A 16,841-nucleotide genomic window follows, 5' to 3' on the forward strand; every position below is an offset into this window, starting at 1 on the left:
AGGCGCGGCGTCCTGCCCCGGCTGCTGCGCCTTGGCAGCGCGCGGAGCCGCTGCCCGCGGCGAAGCGGCGCGAGTGCGCGCCGGGGCCGCCGCAGGCGCTTCGGCGGCGGCCGATGCCGCAGGCGTCTCGCTGCGCGGAGGAGCTTGCGGCTCAGGCGCAGGCGCGCTCGCTGCTGCGCTGACCGCCGCATCCGGGCGCATGGACTCGCCCTGCGGCTCAGGCTGCGGTGATGCCGGCCTTGCCGCCGCATCCGGGCGCATGGACTCGCCCTGCGGCTCAGGCTGCGGTGATGCCGGCCTTGCCGCTGCGGCCGGGCGCACGGCATCCGGCCGCGCTTCAAGCTGCGGCGCGGAAGCCGGCTTCGCCGCTCCGGCTTCGCCGGATGCTGCAGGCCGGCTTGCCGGACGCTCGGCGGCGCCGGTCAAGCCCTGCTCCGGAGCGGAGCCGCCGAAGCGCTGCTCCGTGACTGCCGGTCGAGTCGGAGCGGAATATCCGCCCGGGCGCTGTCCACTGCTTACCGGACGAGAGCCGACCGGACGTGTCCCCGGACGGGATACCCCGCTGCCTGCAGGACGATTGCTTCCGTAGGACGAGCTGCCGCTCGCGCCTCCAGGACGAGAACTGTAGCCTTCCGTCCGCCCCGGCGGCGCAGAGGTCGGCGAAGAGCTGCCGCCGATGCCCGCGACCTGAGCCGTCTGGCCGGAAGATCCTTGCCGGTAAGCGCCGGTTCCGTTGCCGCCCCTATAGCTGGACGTGTTGGACACGATCGGGCTGCCGCCCGCCGGCCCGCTGGCAGGGCTCCCGCTGGCCGTCGCGGAAGGGGCGCTGCCTGTGCTTCCCCGCGCGCCGCTCTTCGACTCCAGCGTGGTCAGGAATTCGGCGTTCGTCTTCGTCTCGCCCAGCCTCTTCAGGAAATTGTCCACGAATTCCATGGAATCGTTCATATTCTTGCGGATGACCCAGATTTTATCCAGCTCTTCCTTCGTCAGCAAGAGGTCCTCGCGGCGCGTACCCGAACGGCGGATATCCAGCGCAGGGAAGATGCGGCGCTCAGCCAGCTTGCGGTCGAGATGAAGCTCCATGTTGCCCGTTCCTTTGAACTCTTCATAAATGATGTCGTCCATCCGGGAACCCGTGTCGATCAGCGCCGTGGCCAGGATGGTCAGGCTGCCGCCTTCCTCGATGTTCCGCGCCGAGCCGAAGAAGCGCTTCGGGCGATGGAAGGCAGCCGGATCGATGCCGCCGCTCAGCGTGCGTCCGGACGGCGGGATGACCAGGTTATAGGCCCGTGCGAGGCGGGTAATGCTGTCGAGAAGGATCACGACATCCTTCTTGTGCTCGACCATGCGCAGAGCGCGTTCCAGCACAAGCTCCGCAACCTTGATATGGTTCTCCGGCAGCTCATCGAATGTCGAGGCGACAACTTCGCCCCGCACGGAGCGCTGCATGTCCGTCACTTCCTCCGGCCTTTCGTCGATCAGCAGCACGAACAGTTCGATCTCCGGGTTGTTTTCCGAAATGCTGTTCGCAATTTCCTTCAGCAGAAGCGTTTTGCCGGCTTTGGGAGGAGCAACGATCAGGCCGCGCTGGCCAAGTCCGACCGGGGCGAGCAAATCCATGATTCGGGTGGACAAACGATGCGGAGTCGTTTCAAGGACGAGTTTCTTTTGCGGGAACAATGGGGTCAAGGCAGGGAAATGCAAGCGGTCGGCAGCCGTTTCGGGGCTCATGCCGTTGACGGCGTTGACTTGGAGAAGTCCGAAGTAGCGCTCGCTTTCTTTTGGCGGACGACATTTGCCCGATACGAGGTCGCCGCTGCGCAGGTCGAACCTCCGAATCTGGGAAGCCGAAATGTAGATATCCTCATTGCTCGGAAGATAGTTGATCGGACGTAAAAATCCAAAGCCCTCCGGCAGGATGTCCAGCACGCCCTGCATGAACAGAAGCCCGCCTCGTTCCGCCTGAGCGCGAAGAATGGCAAACACAAGCTCTTTCTTTCTCATCTGGTTGAAGCTCGGCACCTCATACTGCTTGGCGAGCTTATACAGATCGTTCAATGTCATTACTTCCAGATCGGCGATCTGAAAATCACTCATTTTCTCACCACTTTATTCAGTTTTCACACCTTACCTCTTACCTCAAGAAGGGACGGTTCTAATCCTATCTGAATCTATAAGATCTATTCTTTCATTCTATCCGGCTGCACCGCGGTCTATTCCGCATCCGCGCCGGCCTTGCATCAGGTCGGAAAGTCGGGACGGGATTCTCAGGAGGCCGGGACTGTCCCCCGCGCCGGTCGAGCTCAGCCTCATGCTCGTTCAGCTCAGGGAGTCCTGGCAAAAAAACGGAGCAGGCCGGCATCGGCCTGCATCGCTCAGAGGAAAAAAACCGGAGTCGATCGGTCGGAAAGGGAACTAGTGGTTCTCGCGCCACACTTCGGCGCCGAGACGGCGGAGATTGTCGACGAGATTGTCGTAACCCCGGTCGATATATTCAACGCCAGATATCTCGGTAATCCCGTCAGCGACGGTCAGACCGGCAACGACGAGCGCGGCTCCGGCACGCAGATCGGATGCTTTGACCTTGGCCGCGTTGAGCCGGCTGCCTTCGATGATGGCCGAACGCCCTTCCACGCGGATATTGGCTCCCATCCGCGCCAGCTCGGGGATATGCTTGAACCGGTTGCTGTACACGTAGTCCGTGAGGATGCTCACGCCCGAAGCCTGGGTCAGCAGGCTCGTCATCGGAGATTGGAGATCCGTGGCGAAGCCCGGATAGACGAGCGCGCGGACATCGATCGCCTCATAGTCCGGCCTGCCGATGATGCGGATCGATTCGTCCATTTCCACCACGCCGACGCCCATCTCCAGAAGCTTGGCGCTCATGGCCTCCATGTGCTTCGGAATGACGCCGTCGATCGTAACGTCGCCTCTCGTCGCGGCTGCCGCGATCATGTACGTGCCGGCCTGGATACGGTCCGGGATGATGGAATGACGGCAGCCGTGCATGCTGTCTACGCCTTCGATCCGGATCGTCTCCGTGCCCGCCCCTTTGATCCTGGCCCCCATCGCGTTGAGCAGCGTGGCCACATCGATGATCTCAGGCTCTTTTGCGGCATTTTCAATCGTCGTAAGGCCTTTGGCGCGCGATGCCGCGAGCATGATGTTGATCGTCGCCCCGACGCTGACGACATCGAGATATATTTTCGCTCCGCGAAGCTCCTTGGCGGAGATCCGGATCGAGCCGTGATCGTTCGACACTTCGGCTCCAAGCGCTTCGAAGCCTTTGATATGCTGATCGATCGGACGAGGCTCGAAATTGCATCCGCCCGGAAGGCCGATGACGGCCTCTCCGAACCGGCCGAGCAGCGCTCCCATCAAGTAGTAGGAAGCCCGCAGCAGCTTCACCTTGCCGTTGGGCATGGCGGCCGACTGCAGGTTCGATGCGTCGATCCGCATCGTGTCCCCGCTCCAGGATACGCCGGCCCCGAGCTGTTCCAGAATTTCGGCGTAGACCGCCACATCGCTTAGATGCGGAAGATTGTCCAGGACGACTTCGGATTCCGCTAAAATAGCAGCGGGCAGCAGCGCAACCGCGCTGTTCTTGGCCCCGCTGATCTGTACCGTGCCCCGCAGCGGGAGTCCGCCGCGAACCATTAATTTCTCCATCGCTGATAAATCCTCCCCGGGAAGAACAAACATCCTCCGGCCGCATCGCGGCCGGCCGCGCCTGGCGGTGCTTGAGCTGTAGATAAAGGATAAACGCCTCGCTGCACGAGTGGCTCGAGTTCGCCAAATGGACAGCGCTGCTATATAAGACGTTGAACTATGGGACTAGGTTGCCGCGGCATCTGCCGGGTTCTGAAGGATAGGGAAAAGCGGCGAAAGGCGGGCGCAGCCAGCGCGCCGAAATCCGCCTCGCCGTGGAAATGCCGCTATCGCGCTTGCGTGGTCTTGAGGAATGGGGCCGATCCGAACCGGCAGCCGTCGCTTGCTTGAGCGCCGGATTCGCTTCATCCGCTGCATTCGGCATCTATGGGTACAGCTTGGCATTCACGCATGAGAAGCAAGCCCAGTGCCCAGGCTCGTCATTCTGGGCCATTATAACATACTTGAAGTTGAGATGTGTACAGACGCGGCCTCTCCCCGGCCCCTCCATCATCTCCCAATCGAGGAGAGCGGGCAAAAAAAAAGGTCCTTGCTCAGGACCCGATGGCGTACTTGTTGTTCTCCCCGTCGCGGCGGAGCTGCATATTGACGGCCAGCCTCATCTCGTCGATATCGAACGGCTTCGTAAAGTGCATGACTGCTCCCAAATCCGTCGCTTCCTTGATCATATCGAGTTCTCCGTAAGCTGTCATCATGATGACCTTGATGCTCCGGTTGATTGTTTTCACGTGCTTCAGGATTTCCAGTCCATCCATGCCGGGAATTTTCATGTCCAGCAGGACCAGATCCGGATTCTCATTGCGGACGATGTCCAGAGCCAGCTTGCCGTTGGAAGCCTGGAAGGTCGTATACCCTTCGCTTGTGAATACCTCCATGAGCAAGACCCGGATTCCATTCTGATCGTCGACAATCAGTACCTTTTTCTTGTCCATTTCTCTACCTCCCGAGTAGTGGTCGTTTTATCTGCAGGACAAAAGCGGCCCGTAGCATCTCATGCATCGGCGCGGCATTAAAATAGGTCTGTTCCCTGTCTATTCGACCCCTTGTTTCCGTTTTCCTTCTTCGTTATTCAAAAAACCGCCTCCATCTCCCAAAGGAGATGAAAGCGGAATCTCCCTTGGCCGGCTCCTATTCGGAGAGCTGCAGAGAGGCGTTCACAAAGCCGCGGAACAGAGCCTGCGGACGGTTCGGACGGGAGGTGAATTCGGGATGGAACTGGACGGCCAGGAACCACGGATGCTCCGGCAGCTCGACCATTTCCACAAGCCGTCCGTCCGGGGAAGTTCCGGAAATGCGCAACCCGGCCTTTTCAATCGCCTCGCGGTACTGGTTGTTGAACTCGTACCGGTGGCGGTGGCGCTCGTAGACGAGCTCGTCATCGTACGTGCGCGCGGCCAGCGAGCCTTCCGCCAGCTTGCATGGATAGAGGCCAAGCCGCATCGTGCCGCCCATGTCCTCGATGTCCTTTTGTTCCGGGAGCAGGTCGATGACAGGATAAGGCGTCGTCGGGTTGATCTCGGAGCTGTTGGCGCCCTGCATGCCGACGACGTTCCGGGCATATTCAATGACGGCAACCTGCATGCCGAGGCAGATGCCGAAGAACGGAATACGCTGCTCTCGGGCATAACGGATCGCCGCGACCTTGCCTTCGATTCCCCGGTCCCCGAAACCGCCAGGCACCAGAATGCCGTTCACGCCTTGCAGCGCTTCAGCTGCATTGCCGTCCGTCAGCTCTTCGGCGTCCACCCAGCGGATGCTCACTTCGGAATCGGCCTCGATGCCGGCATGGGCGAGGGACTCCACGATGCTGAGGTAGGCGTCGTGCAGAGCGACGTATTTGCCGACAATGGCGACTTCCGTCTTGCGCTTGAGGTTTTTCACGCGGTTGACGAGCGCTTTCCACTCGGTCATCTCCGGCTGCGGGACATCAAGCTTCAGATGGTTGACGACGTACTCGTCCAGACCTTGCTCCTGAAGCATCAGAGGAACCTCGTACAGCGTCGAGGCATCGCGGCATTCAACGACGGCGTTCGGATCGATGTCGCAGAACAGAGCGATTTTGCGCTTCATTTCCTCGGAGATGGCTTTCTCCGTACGGCAGACGATGACGTTCGGCTGAATGCCGATGCTGCGCAGCTCCTTGACGCTATGCTGCGTCGGCTTTGTCTTCACTTCGCCGGCAGCCTTGATATAAGGAATGAGCGTGACATGCACATACATGACGTTGTCGCGGCCGATATCGCTCTTGATCTGGCGGATGGCCTCCAGGAACGGAAGGCTCTCGATATCCCCGACCGTGCCGCCGATTTCCGTGATGACGACATCGGAGCCGGCTTCACGTCCCGCGCGGAACACGCGCTCCTTGATTTCGTTGGTAATATGGGGGATGACCTGGACCGTGCCTCCCAGGTATTCGCCGCGGCGTTCCTTCGTAATGACGGAGGAGTAGATCTTGCCGGTCGTGACGTTGCTATTCTTGGACAGATTGATATCGATGAAACGCTCGTAATGGCCCAGATCCAGATCCGTTTCCGCGCCGTCGTCCGTCACGAATACTTCTCCGTGCTGATAGGGGCTCATCGTTCCCGGGTCCACGTTGATGTAGGGGTCGAATTTTTGAATCGTTACCTTAAGGCCCCGGTTCTTGAGCAATCTTCCAAGCGATGCCGCGGTAATCCCTTTGCCCAGGGATGAAACCACGCCGCCTGTCACAAAAATATATTTCGTCACTGTGTGTACCCTCCATGCTCCATTGGTCTGATTAGATTGCCCAGGCACGCCTTGCTTCATGGCATTCCTGCCTTATAAAAACAAAAAAAGTGACACCCGTATTAAGGGGGCGCACTCCTGAATAACGACATTCGATATGGAGGCAATGCCGCCGTCCACCCCCGCGGGATGGCGTGCGCTCACTGCCTTTGAGCCGATAAAATACCACTAACCGCTCCAAAAGCCCATGCAATAGTTTACTTCACCGCTTGGCCTCTGTCAAGAACGGCAAAAGCCGGAACGATGTGGGATTCCCCCCATCCTTCCGGCCCGTCGCTGTCTTATTTCTCTTCTTCGTCCGCGTCGGCGTCGTCGTCGAAGTCGTCATCGTCTTCCTCGGACTCTTCGCCTTCCACCTCGCCGCCGCCTTCCTCATCGATCTCTTCGTCAACGGCGCTCTCTTCTTCTTCGGTCTCTTCGAACTCGCGGTCTTCGTCGAATACGTCGAAGTCCTCTTCGGTCTCCGTATAGGTGTCGTCCTCTTCTCCGTCGAATACTTCCTCGTCGTCGAGGTCGTCGTCGTCGTTGATGATCCGCGGACGCTTGGCGTTGGTGATCGGATCCTCGTTCTTCTCGACCGGATACCAGCGCTTGAGGCCCCAAGTATTGCTGCCTACGCAGGCAAACCGTCCGTCAATATTGATCTCCGTATAGACTTGGGCGATGACGTCGTTGACTTCGGCGTCCGTCAGCCCGCGGTACTTGGCGATTTCTTTCATCAGATCGCGGTAGTAAAAAGGCGTGTTCGCCGATTTCAGCACCTCGAAGGCCAGGTCGACCATCGGCATTTCGCGCAGACGCTCCGCATCGAATTTTTGAGATAGGTTCGTGCTCATGTAATCCAGACACATCCTCTCGGATAATCAAAATGGCCAGCCGATACAAGCTCGCCCTGCGTGCATAAGGTCATGGTACAGTCTTGTCCACAGTCAACCTATAGTAAAACCTATTTCAATTAAAAAATCAAGACGGCCAGGCGAGGAACGAGAACTGCCGCTGCAGCCATCCATCTCCCGGCAGGAAAACAGAAAAGCCGGCCAAGCCGGTCTAACAGCGACTATCCATTGAGCTTGAAGCCGATATAGGAGTGCCCGCAATTACATCCTCGGGTCCGATCGGGAAGGGAGCTTGTCTGCTGCACCGGAAAAAGCGCTTGAAACGGAAAGAACGAAGGGCTGCCCCTCCGCTCCCGACTGTATCCTCCCGGACTAGGCCAGAAGCTTCTGTCCGGTTTTTAAGAGCCCTGCGACTCTTGATGGTATAGTATGAGCGCCGGCGGGCGATTGACACGGATACGGAGCCTAAATATTGGCTGAAACGGGCAGGTGGCTCATGCGGGTCGCGTCACGGGATCATACACTATCCAAGCATTGTCCGTCAGGAGGGACATCGTCTTGGATAATTTGCTCCATTGGCTTCGCGACACCCTTTCCTCCACCGGCACCAAATGTCTGAATTACCTGATCGGCTTCCGGCATGAACGGGACTATAGAGCCTTCCTGGACGAGTGGAAGGCCTCTGCTCCCGCAACCAGCCTCCGCCTGCATCCCATTCCGCTGATCCGGGCCGTCACGTTCACGGCGCCGGCAGCTGCGGGCAAACCCCGTCTCCCCCCCGGGGTATGGATGGAGGAAGACCGCCTCGTGCGGGTAGAGGCCGCTCCCGCCGCGCGGGTTCCAGCCGAGAAGGGACTTCCCTGGGGCGTACAGCAGATCAGAGCCCCGCTGGCTTGGAACCGCACGACTGGACACCGGATCAAGATCGGCGTCATTGATACCGGCATCGACCACAACCATCCCGACCTCAAGTCGTCCATAGGCAAAGGCATCAACCTGATCGACCGCACCCATCTGCCCCATGACGACAACGGCCATGGGACCCATATCGCCGGCACGATCGCAGCGGCCAACCAGCCGAGCGGCATGATCGGAGTCGCGCCCCGATCGATGGTGTACCCGGTCAAGGCTTTCGACCACAACGGAAGCGCCTTTGTCTCCGACATCATCCTCGGCATAGAATGGTGCGTGCGCAGCGGCATGCACATCATCAATATGAGCTTCGGGATGAGATCGCGCAGCAAGTCGCTGATGGCGGCCTGCGCCAACGCGATGAATGCCGGCGTCGTCATCGTCGCTTCATCCGGCAACGACGGCAAGCGCCGCTCGGTGGATTATCCGGCCCGTTATCCGCAGACGATCTCCGTCGGCGCCACCAATCGGCTCAGGCGCATCGCCGCATTCAGCAACCGGGGGCCGTACATTGATATCTATGCGCCCGGAGACCGGATTCATTCGGCCTGGATCAAAGGCAAGTACAACGAAATGAGCGGCACCTCCATGGCTACCTCCCATGTGAGCGGAGCGGTTGCGCTGCTGCTCGCCCGCTATCCCGAATTGACCCCTGCGGATATCAAGGCCATCCTCCGGAAATCCACGATACCGCTGCGGGGAGCCAAAAATGCCAGAACCCCCGGCGAGCTCGATGTGCCCAAAATGTTGAAAGCCGCAGAATCGTAATCGATTCTACGGCTTTTTCGAGCGGCTCGGGATGATGCCGGCCTACATGCGCTCCGGAGCGGAGACGCCGATCAGGCGCAGGACATTCGCGATGACGGTCCGGACGGCGCCAAGCAGAGCCAGGCGGGCATGCGCCTGGGCCAGGTCTTCCGTGATGACGCGCTCGGCGCGGTAATAGCTGTGGAGCTGGGAAGCCAGCTCGTAGACATAGCGGACGAGCCGGTGCGGAGCATGCTGGTCAGCGGCCAGCTTGATTTCCTGCGGAAATTCCGCCATTTTGAGGAGCAGGTCGTATTCATGCTCGGTCGCCAGCTTGGACAGGTCCACTTCCGCCAGCGGCAGCGGGCTGATTCCCTGCTCCGCGGCTTGGCGAAGGATGCTGCAGATCCTTGCATGGGCGTACTGCACATAATAGACCGGATTCTCGTTGGAGGTCGATACGGCCAGGTCCATGTCGAAGTCCAGATGCGAGTCCATGCTGCGCATCGTGAAGAAGTAGCGGATGGCATCCACGCCGACCTCGTCCATCAGGTCCTCCATCGTGACGGCTTTGCCGGTACGCTTGGACATCTTGACCTTCTCGCCGTTTTGGAAGAGACTGACCATCTGGGCGATCAGGACGACAAGCTTGTCCGGATCGTTGCCGAGAGCTTCCATGGCCGCCTTCATGCGCGGTATGTAGCCGTGGTGGTCGGCGCCCCAGATATTGATCATCGTGTCGTAGCCGCGGCCGTATTTGTCGCGATGGTACGCGATATCCGGCGTCAGGTAGGTGTACGACCCGTCGTTCTTGATGAGGACGCGGTTCTTGTCGTCTCCGTATGCCGTCGTATTCAGCCAGGTGGCGCCTTCTTCCTCGTAGACCTGACCCTTGTCCCGAAGAGCGTCCAGGGCGTCGGTTACGAGCCCGGTCTCATACAGAGAAGTCTCGCTGTACCAGAGATCGAAGCGGACGCGGAAGCGTTCGAGATCGCGCTTGATCTTGCCCAGCTCGCGCTCCAGTCCGTAGGCCTTGAGGAAGGCGAAGCGTTCCGTATCGGACAGCGAGAGCAGGGAATCGCCTTTTTCTTCGACGAGCTGCTTGGCGAAGCCGACGATGTCCTCTCCGTGATAGCCGTCCTCCGGCAGCTCGGCTTCCTGTCCGAGCTGCTGGCGGTAGCGGGCTTCGATCGACTTGGCCAGGTTGTTCACCTGGGCGCCGGCGTCATTGATGTAGTATTCACGGGTCACATCATTGCCCGCGAAATCAAGCACGTTGCACAGGGCGTCGCCGACGGCCGCGCCGCGGGCATGGCCCAGATGCAGGCTGCCGGTCGGATTGGCGCTGACGAACTCCATTTCCACGCGCTTGCCCGTGCTCTCGCCGCGGCCGTACGCATCGCCGGCTTCATGCACCTGGCCGATGACCGGATACAGGTACGAGCGGTCCAGGCGGAAGTTGATGAAGCCCGGGCCCGCGATATCCGCCGACAGGATGGACGCTTTCTCCTTGTCGAGATGGGCCAGGATCGCCTCGGCGATCTGACGCGGGTTTTTGCGTGCGATCTTGGTCAGCTGCATGGCGGCGTTGGTCGCCAGATCGCCGTGGGCTTTGTCGCGCGGCACCTCCAGCACGAATACAGGCAGCTCTTCGCGGGCGGCAAGCCCGGCGGCTACGGCTGCATCGGCAATCGCTCCGCTGATGGCGGCATAAACTTGTTCAAGCACGTTCTTACTCATGAATGGGTATCCTCCTGTATATGAAGCCGCAATTGAAAGCGGCCGCTTAACTGATCCTCGATCCGCAGCCGGTAGGTCCAAGCCAGCGTCAGCGGCAGCAAGCCGCCTGCAGCGCCCTCGGCGGACAGCGCCTCCGTCTCGACCGTCATCCGAAAAGCCAGATGGCCGGATGCATAGCTGCCCTCGCGGTTCGAGCCGGCTGCGAAAGTCTGCTCCGATTCTACTCCGCCGCGGCGCGTGAGACGAATCTCGTCCCCGCTCCACCGGATCAGCGTCCTCACGGCGCCATGCAGTTCGTCCCTCTCCTCGTAGCGGATGTATCGGCTCTTTCCTTTAGCGAAAAATTCGCCCTTGTGCGTGACGGGCGGAGCCGTTTCCCCGTCCTGGCTGCTGCGGATGGCAATGAGGACGGCGACGCGGCCTTCGTCCACGCCGGCTGCGCGGGCAGCTGCCCCGCCGTCGGCCGCGCTTTCCGCGATGGGCAAGCCGGCGGCTTCCGACGCCGACCGGCTTGTTTCGTGTTCGTTCATGCCGCAGGCTCACCCTCCGAATACTCGTCTGCACCGGGAAGATTCCTGGCAGAGAATCGCCCGGCGCGGCTCTCCGATGTTATCTTCCCTACTATAAACAGTTCATCCCTTGATTTCAACGGCTGGGGGGGCTGCAGCGGCGCGATAAACAGGAAATCCCATGCCCCCGGACAGCTGGCATGGGATGATTCTCCGCTTGAAGCGGCGGATGGAAGCCGGCCCTCCCGCCAGCCGAGAGCTGACCGGCAGCGGTCATTCCTTCAAATAGGGCAGCAGCATGCGCCACTTTTCAAGCCGATCCTCCAGCGTGCGCATGGCCGGGGTCGGAATCGGGCTGCTCGAAGGCAGACGCAGCAAATCCAGATGCGCAAGGCCGGGATGATCGGCAAAATGCTTGCGGTATATCTCATAGGACTTGCTCCCGTTGAAGGCGAGCGCCTCTAGAGATGGATAACGGGCAGCGAGGCCGGGCAGATCGTTCGGAACCGCATTCCTGATGTTCATGTCCAGGCTGCCTTCCCTATGGCAATGGTCGATCATATCCCATAGGCCTATCCCTCGGCCGGCCGCGTAAGCAAGCCGGTCCCCGTACGCCTCATCCGGTTCCAGCCCGCGCAGCCCGTACAGCAGTCTCCATAAATAATTGCGCTCGTTCGCATAATAACGCTGCTCCTGAAGCGACTTCGCCCCCGGCATGCTGCCAAGGATCAGCACTCTCGCCCCGTCGCCTATCATCGGAGGAAACGAGCGGACCTTGACCTTGTCCTTATCCTCGTCCACGTCCGTCTCACCTCAACGAAGAAATCCGGCGGGCGGCCCGCGGCCCGAAGCCGCAGTCCGTCACCTGCCGGATTTCAAAAGATAAAGCCCCGACGCGAGCCGCCGAGCACGCCCTGGTCAGGAATTGCCCCGGAAGGCAGGCGGCGTCCCGTGAAGCTTTTCGATCTTGCTGCAAATCTCGTGATGCCACTCTGTGTCGCCCGTCATCGATGCGATCAGGGACATATTGTACAAATTCGCCAGCCGCCTGCAGTGGGAAGCGTTGACCGCCAGGCAGTGCTCGAAGTCCGCCTGTTCTTCGTCCGTCAAGGCACGGCGTTCGCGAATGGTCCACAGCTCGGCCAGATGTTCATGTATCGGCAGCAATCCCACCTGAGTTGCACCTCCTTGTATTCTATCAGCCAGTATCGCCAAAGAACTAGAGGTCCAAGCACGCTGGACGAAAAAATTCGGCTCCCCGATGACAAGCCGCCTATCCCGGAAAAGGACTTCCGGCTTCTAAAGGGAGGGCTGCCGTTCCCGGAATGGAAAACGGCCGGCCCTGGCGGGCCGACCGGCTTGAATCCCTTTACTTGATGAAGCCGAGCAGCATCTCGCGGATGACCTTGGAGGCGACGATCTGCGTCTGCTCCGTCGGATCATAAGCCGGGGCTACCTCGACCAGGTCGCAGCCGACGACGTTGACGCCGGACTTCGCGATAGCATGGACCGCCTCAAGCAGCTCCTTGCTCGTGATGCCGCCTGCTTCCGCAGTGCCGGTGCCCGGCGCGGCGGAAGGATCCAGCACGTCGATGTCGATCGTCAGGTAGACCGGACGGCCCGCCAGCTCAGGCAGCACCTTCTTCAGCGGCTCGAGCACCTCGAACGGATGGAAGTTGATATTCTCGCGTGCATACTGCCACTCCTCGCGGGAGCCGGAGCGGATGCCGAACTGATAGATGTTCTTGCCGCCCATCAGGCCGGCTGCCTTGCGCAGCGGCGTGGAGTGAGACAGCGGCTCGCCTTCGTACGACTCGCGCAGATCGGCGTGAGCGTCGAAATGGATGATCGCGAGGTCCGGATATTTCTTGTAGACCTCCTGGAAGATCGGCCAGCTGACGAGATGTTCGCCGCCGAGGCCGACCGGCATCTTGCCGTCAGCCAGAATGCCGGCCACGAACTCGCCGATGATGTCTAGCGAGCGGGCAGCGTTGCCGAACGGAAGCAGCAGGTCGCCGGCGTCGAAGTATTCGATCTCTTCGAGGCTGCGATCCAGGTACGGGCTGTATTCCTCCAGGCCGATCGACACCTCGCGGATGCGGGCGGGGCCGAAGCGGGAGCCTGGGCGGAAGCTCACGGTGAAGTCCATCGGCATGCCGTAGATGACAGCGCGGGAGGCTTCATAGTTCTCGGAGCTGAGGATGAAGACGTTGCCGGAGTATTTCTGGTCGATTTTCATTATTTCACCAGATCCTCGACGAACTTCGGCAGCACGAACGCAGCCTTGTGCAGGCGCGGCGTGTAGTACTTCGTCTCGCGCTCCGGAATGGCGGTCTCGTCCACTGCGAGCGGATCATGCTTCTTGGAGCCCATCGTGAAGGTCCACAGGCCGCTCGGATAGGTCGGAACGTTGGCCCAGAACACGCGCACGACCGGGAACACTTCCTTGACGTCGCGGTTGACGCTCTGGATGAGATCGGCCTTGAACCACGGGTTGTCCGTCTGGGCGACGAACAGGCCGTCGTCCTTCAGCGCCTCGTAGATGCCTTGGTAGAAGCCGCGCGTGAACAGGTTGGCCGCAGGGCCGACCGGCTCGGTGGAGTCGACCATGATGACGTCGTACTCGTTCTTGTGGTCGTGGATATGCATGAAGCCGTCGTTCACGTGGACCTCGACGCGAGCGTCGTCCAGTCCGGATGCGATGTTCGGCAGATATTTCTTGGAGTATTCAATGACCTTGCCGTCGATGTCGACGAGCACGACGCGCTTGACCTTCTCATGCTTGAGGATCTCGCGCACGACACCCCCGTCGCCGCCGCCGACTACGAGCACCTGCTCCGGATTCGGATGCGTGTTGAGGGCCGGATGAGCGACCATCTCATGATAGACGAACTCGTCCTTGTCCGTCGTCATGACCATGCCGTCGAGGACAAGCATCGTGCCGAACTCATCGGTCTCGATCATGGCGAGCTGCTGGAAGTCCGTCTGCTCGTTGACGTAGGTTTCTTTGATTTTGGCCGTAATGCCGTAGGTTTCGGTTTGTTTCTCGGTATACCACAATTCCATGGTAAGAGTCCCTTCTTTCTTCTTCAGGTTGGGGACGGAAGGACCGTCCATCGGATGCTGACCGCCCCGGCAAGCCGGCCCAAGCAATACGGCCTCGCCAGCGATGGGATGGCGCACGTATGCGATGGAGCAACGAGATTATATGTGCTGAAGGCAATATCATCTAGGGCGTGAACTCGAAGCGCAGGGATGCCTGACAAGGCTCTTGCGCATCCATTTCTCCCGTTCAAAGGCGATACGGCAAAAGAAGCTTTTGTCGGATCTGCCTCCTTAAGGTCGACGGTTCAACCTGTATTATAGTCAAATCCCCCCTCCAATACAAACGTTTCCCCGTGATTTCTCGCGCTTTTCCGCCCTTTGAATAGAGGCCCTCCGAATTATCCATACTATGGAAAAAGATGTCGAATCCGGGAAAGGAACACATCCTCCATGAGCAATCCCCTCCGTCCCAGACGAAGGCTCTCCCGCGGCCGCGGCAAATCCGTCCTCCTCGGCCTCTCCGCCCTGCTTGCCGGGCGGCCGCTCCGGCTGCTCGGGCTGCTGGCCGGCACTGCGATATCCCTCGGACTGCTTGCGCTCAGCATCCTGCTGCTGTCGCTGCGCCTTCAATCGCTGCCCGCCTCCTCGGCTGTCCAGCTGACCGAGATCTACGACGCCTCCGGCCAGCTGATGGAATCGTTCCGCGCCGGCCAAAGCCGCGAATCCGTACCGCTGCAGCGGATATCCCCCTATCTCGTCCAGGCGACGCTCGCGATCGAAGACCACCGCTTCTACAAGCATGGCGGCTTCGACATGAAGGGCATGGCGCGGGCGGCGGTCGTGAACCTGGAGAGCGGCCGGGCGCGCCAAGGCGCCAGCACCATCACGCAGCAGCTGGCCCGCAACCTCTATCTGACGCATGAGCGGACCTGGAAGCGCAAGCTCAAGGAAGCGATGTACACCGCCCAGCTGGAGATGAACTATTCCAAGGATGAGATTCTCGGCATGTACTTGAACCAGATCTATTACGGGCACGGCGCCTACGGAATCGGCAAGGCGGCGAGGATGTACTTCGGCAAGAGCGCCGCCGAGCTGACGCTCGCGGAAAGCGCGATGCTCGCCGGCGTCCCCAAGGGCCCGAAATATTACTCGCCCTATATGGACATGGACAACGCGGTCCGCAGGCAGCGCCTGATTCTGAAAGCGATGCAGGACGCCGGCGACATCACGGCGGGGCAAGCGGACGAAGCCCGCGCGCAGAAGCTCGCGCTTCGTCCGCTGGAGCCGGGCGGCGCGGGCGGCGCGGCGCCCTACTTCCGCGATTACGTCCGCCAGACGGCCGTCGACCAGCTCGGACTGGACGAGCATCTCATCAGCGAAGGCGGCGTCCGCATCTACACGACGCTGGACCCCGCGGCGCAGAAGGCGGCGGAGCAGGCGATCCGCGCCTCCATTCCGGGCAGCTCGCAGCAGCAGGCCGCTCTCGTCGCCATCGATCCCCGAACCGGCTATATCAAAGCGATGGTCGGCGGGCTCGATTACCGGAGCGGCCCGTTCAACCGGGCGCTTGCCAGACGGCAGCCCGGCTCGTCGTTCAAGCCGGTGCTCTATCTGGCCGCGCTGCAGAACGGGCTGACCGCCGTGACGCCGTTCACCAGCGCCCCGACCGTCTTCGCTTACGACGAGGGACGCAAAAGCTATGCTCCCCGCAACTACAACGACCATTACGCGGGCGGGCCGATCTCGATGCGCGACGCCATCGCCAGCTCCGACAACACCTACGCGGTCAACACGATCATGCAGGTAGGCGCTGACAAGGTCATCGCCACCGCCAGAGCTCTCGGCCTCAGCTCCCCGATGCAGCCGCTCCCCTCGCTCGCGCTCGGCACCTATCCCGTCAGTCCGCTGGAGATGGCATCCGCCTTCGGCACGCTGGCAGCGGGAGGCCTCCGCGCCGCGCCGGTGTCGATCCTGCGCATCGAGGACAGCAAAGGAGAAACTCTCTATGAGGCGCAGCCTCGCCTCTCGAGAGCGGCAGCCGCTCCTTACGCCTACGTGCTGACCAGCCTCATGGAAAGCGTGTTCGAAACCGGAGGCACCGGCAGCCGCGTCTCGGGCATGATCCGCCGGCCGGTCGCCGGCAAGACCGGCACGACCGCAAGCGATGCCTGGCTCGTCGGCTATACGCCGGAGCTGGCTACCGCCGTATGGACCGGCTATGACAAAAACCGCCGCCTGACCTATTCGGAAGCCCATCGCGCCGCGCCGATCTTCGCCTCCTTCACGGAAAAGGCGCTGCAGGGAGTGACGCCGAAGCCGTTCATCGTTCCCGATGGGGTCGTCAGCGTCGCCGTCGATCCCGCGACCGGCCTGAAGGCCGCTGCCGGCTGCTCCGGATGGAGGATGGAGCTGTTCGTCTCGGGCACGGAGCCTCAGAGCTTCTGCCGGGAAGAAGCTCCGTCCGGCAGCGGAGCCCTGCCGAAGTCGGAGCCCCAGGGGCAGCCCGCTGCCAAAGGGTGGCTGGAAGGCATCCGCCACTGGTGGCGCAGGTGAAGCGGCAGCTGGGGACGGCAATTGGATGATTAAGGGAGAAGGCTGGGGTATAATGAAAGGG

Annotated in this window: 12 protein-coding genes and 1 pseudogene; 2 read left to right on the forward strand and 11 right to left on the reverse strand. The window is 60.8% G+C overall.

The features are described from left to right. Positions 1–771: 771 nt before the first annotated feature. From rho to rpoE, 5 genes and pseudogenes are all read right to left on the reverse strand, one after another. Positions 772–2,097 (reverse strand): annotated as a pseudogene (gene rho, locus ACLBWT_RS20705) (transcription termination factor Rho); the annotation flags it as partial. 318 nt (positions 2,098–2,415) lie between these two features. After that, the gene (locus ACLBWT_RS20710) at positions 2,416–3,669 is read right to left on the reverse strand and encodes a UDP-N-acetylglucosamine 1-carboxyvinyltransferase (RefSeq protein WP_447665023.1); all 1,254 of its coding nucleotides are present in this window, start codon (positions 3,667–3,669) and stop codon (positions 2,416–2,418) included. A 533-nt stretch (positions 3,670–4,202) separates the two neighbouring features. Next, complete coding sequence (locus tag ACLBWT_RS20715) at positions 4,203–4,601, reverse strand: response regulator (protein ID WP_021881673.1); 399 nt, start codon at positions 4,599–4,601, stop codon at positions 4,203–4,205. A 196-nt stretch (positions 4,602–4,797) separates the two neighbouring features. Then, positions 4,798–6,399, reverse strand: coding sequence for a CTP synthase (locus tag ACLBWT_RS20720; RefSeq protein ID WP_447665024.1), 1,602 nt, complete (start codon positions 6,397–6,399; stop codon positions 4,798–4,800). Positions 6,400–6,719: 320 nt separating this feature from the next. After that, the gene (gene rpoE, locus ACLBWT_RS20725) at positions 6,720–7,274 is read right to left on the reverse strand and encodes a DNA-directed RNA polymerase subunit delta (RefSeq protein WP_447665025.1); all 555 of its coding nucleotides are present in this window, start codon (positions 7,272–7,274) and stop codon (positions 6,720–6,722) included. Positions 7,275–7,826: 552 nt separating this feature from the next. Here rpoE and ACLBWT_RS20730 point away from each other — a divergent pair. Continuing rightward, entirely contained in the window at positions 7,827–8,954 is a 1,128-nt protein-coding gene (locus tag ACLBWT_RS20730; protein WP_447665083.1) for a S8 family peptidase, read from the forward strand. 42 nt (positions 8,955–8,996) lie between these two features. On the opposite strand, the gene argS is transcribed toward ACLBWT_RS20730, so the two are convergent. The 6 genes from argS to speE form a co-directional block, all read right to left on the reverse strand. Then, a complete protein-coding gene (gene argS, locus ACLBWT_RS20735; RefSeq protein WP_447665026.1) occupies positions 8,997–10,673 on the reverse strand; it encodes an arginine--tRNA ligase in 1,677 nt (558 codons plus the stop codon). Next, entirely contained in the window at positions 10,670–11,203 is a 534-nt protein-coding gene (locus tag ACLBWT_RS20740) for a DUF1934 domain-containing protein (RefSeq protein ID WP_447665027.1), read from the reverse strand. Before ACLBWT_RS20740 ends, argS begins: the two co-directional genes overlap by 4 nt. A 252-nt stretch (positions 11,204–11,455) precedes the next feature. Next, on the reverse strand, positions 11,456–11,983 hold the full coding sequence (locus tag ACLBWT_RS20745; protein WP_447665028.1) for a DNA-deoxyinosine glycosylase: 528 nt from the start codon (positions 11,981–11,983) through the stop codon (positions 11,456–11,458). Positions 11,984–12,100: 117 nt separating this feature from the next. Next, on the reverse strand, positions 12,101–12,355 hold the full coding sequence (locus ACLBWT_RS20750; RefSeq protein WP_447665029.1) for a DUF7667 family protein: 255 nt from the start codon (positions 12,353–12,355) through the stop codon (positions 12,101–12,103). Between the two features lie 196 nt (positions 12,356–12,551). Further along, positions 12,552–13,421 carry an agmatinase gene (speB, locus tag ACLBWT_RS20755; RefSeq protein WP_447665030.1) on the reverse strand — a complete coding sequence of 290 codons (870 nt, stop codon included), beginning with the start codon at positions 13,419–13,421 and terminating at the stop codon, positions 12,552–12,554. Further along, positions 13,421–14,248 carry a polyamine aminopropyltransferase gene (speE, locus tag ACLBWT_RS20760; protein WP_048745303.1) on the reverse strand — a complete coding sequence of 276 codons (828 nt, stop codon included), beginning with the start codon at positions 14,246–14,248 and terminating at the stop codon, positions 13,421–13,423. The genes speB and speE overlap by 1 nt, the downstream gene beginning before the upstream one ends. Before the next feature lie 429 nt (positions 14,249–14,677). Here speE and ACLBWT_RS20765 point away from each other — a divergent pair, with 429 nt between their 5' ends. After that, positions 14,678–16,780: a transglycosylase domain-containing protein gene (locus ACLBWT_RS20765; RefSeq protein WP_447665031.1), complete on the forward strand. Its 2,103-nt coding sequence runs from the start codon at positions 14,678–14,680 to the stop codon at positions 16,778–16,780. Positions 16,781–16,841 lie beyond the last annotated feature (61 nt).

Source organism: Paenibacillus sp. D51F, from assembly GCF_053345695.1.

What these genes read in the sequence shown, in the direction of transcription:
- ACLBWT_RS20710 (WP_447665023.1), bottom strand. Translation starts at nt 3,669, where the DNA reads ATGGAGAAATTAATGGTTCGCGGCGGACTCCCGCTGCGGGGCACGGTA.
- ACLBWT_RS20715 (WP_021881673.1), bottom strand. Translation starts at nt 4,601, where the DNA reads ATGGACAAGAAAAAGGTACTGATTGTCGACGATCAGAATGGAATCCGG.
- rpoE (WP_447665025.1), bottom strand. Translation starts at nt 7,274, where the DNA reads ATGAGCACGAACCTATCTCAAAAATTCGATGCGGAGCGTCTGCGCGAA.
- argS (WP_447665026.1), bottom strand. Translation starts at nt 10,673, where the DNA reads ATGAGTAAGAACGTGCTTGAACAAGTTTATGCCGCCATCAGCGGAGCG.
- ACLBWT_RS20740 (WP_447665027.1), bottom strand. Translation starts at nt 11,203, where the DNA reads ATGAACGAACACGAAACAAGCCGGTCGGCGTCGGAAGCCGCCGGCTTG.
- speB (WP_447665030.1), bottom strand. Translation starts at nt 13,421, where the DNA reads ATGAAAATCGACCAGAAATACTCCGGCAACGTCTTCATCCTCAGCTCC.
- speE (WP_048745303.1), bottom strand. Translation starts at nt 14,248, where the DNA reads ATGGAATTGTGGTATACCGAGAAACAAACCGAAACCTACGGCATTACG.
- ACLBWT_RS20765 (WP_447665031.1), top strand. Translation starts at nt 14,678, where the DNA reads ATGAGCAATCCCCTCCGTCCCAGACGAAGGCTCTCCCGCGGCCGCGGC.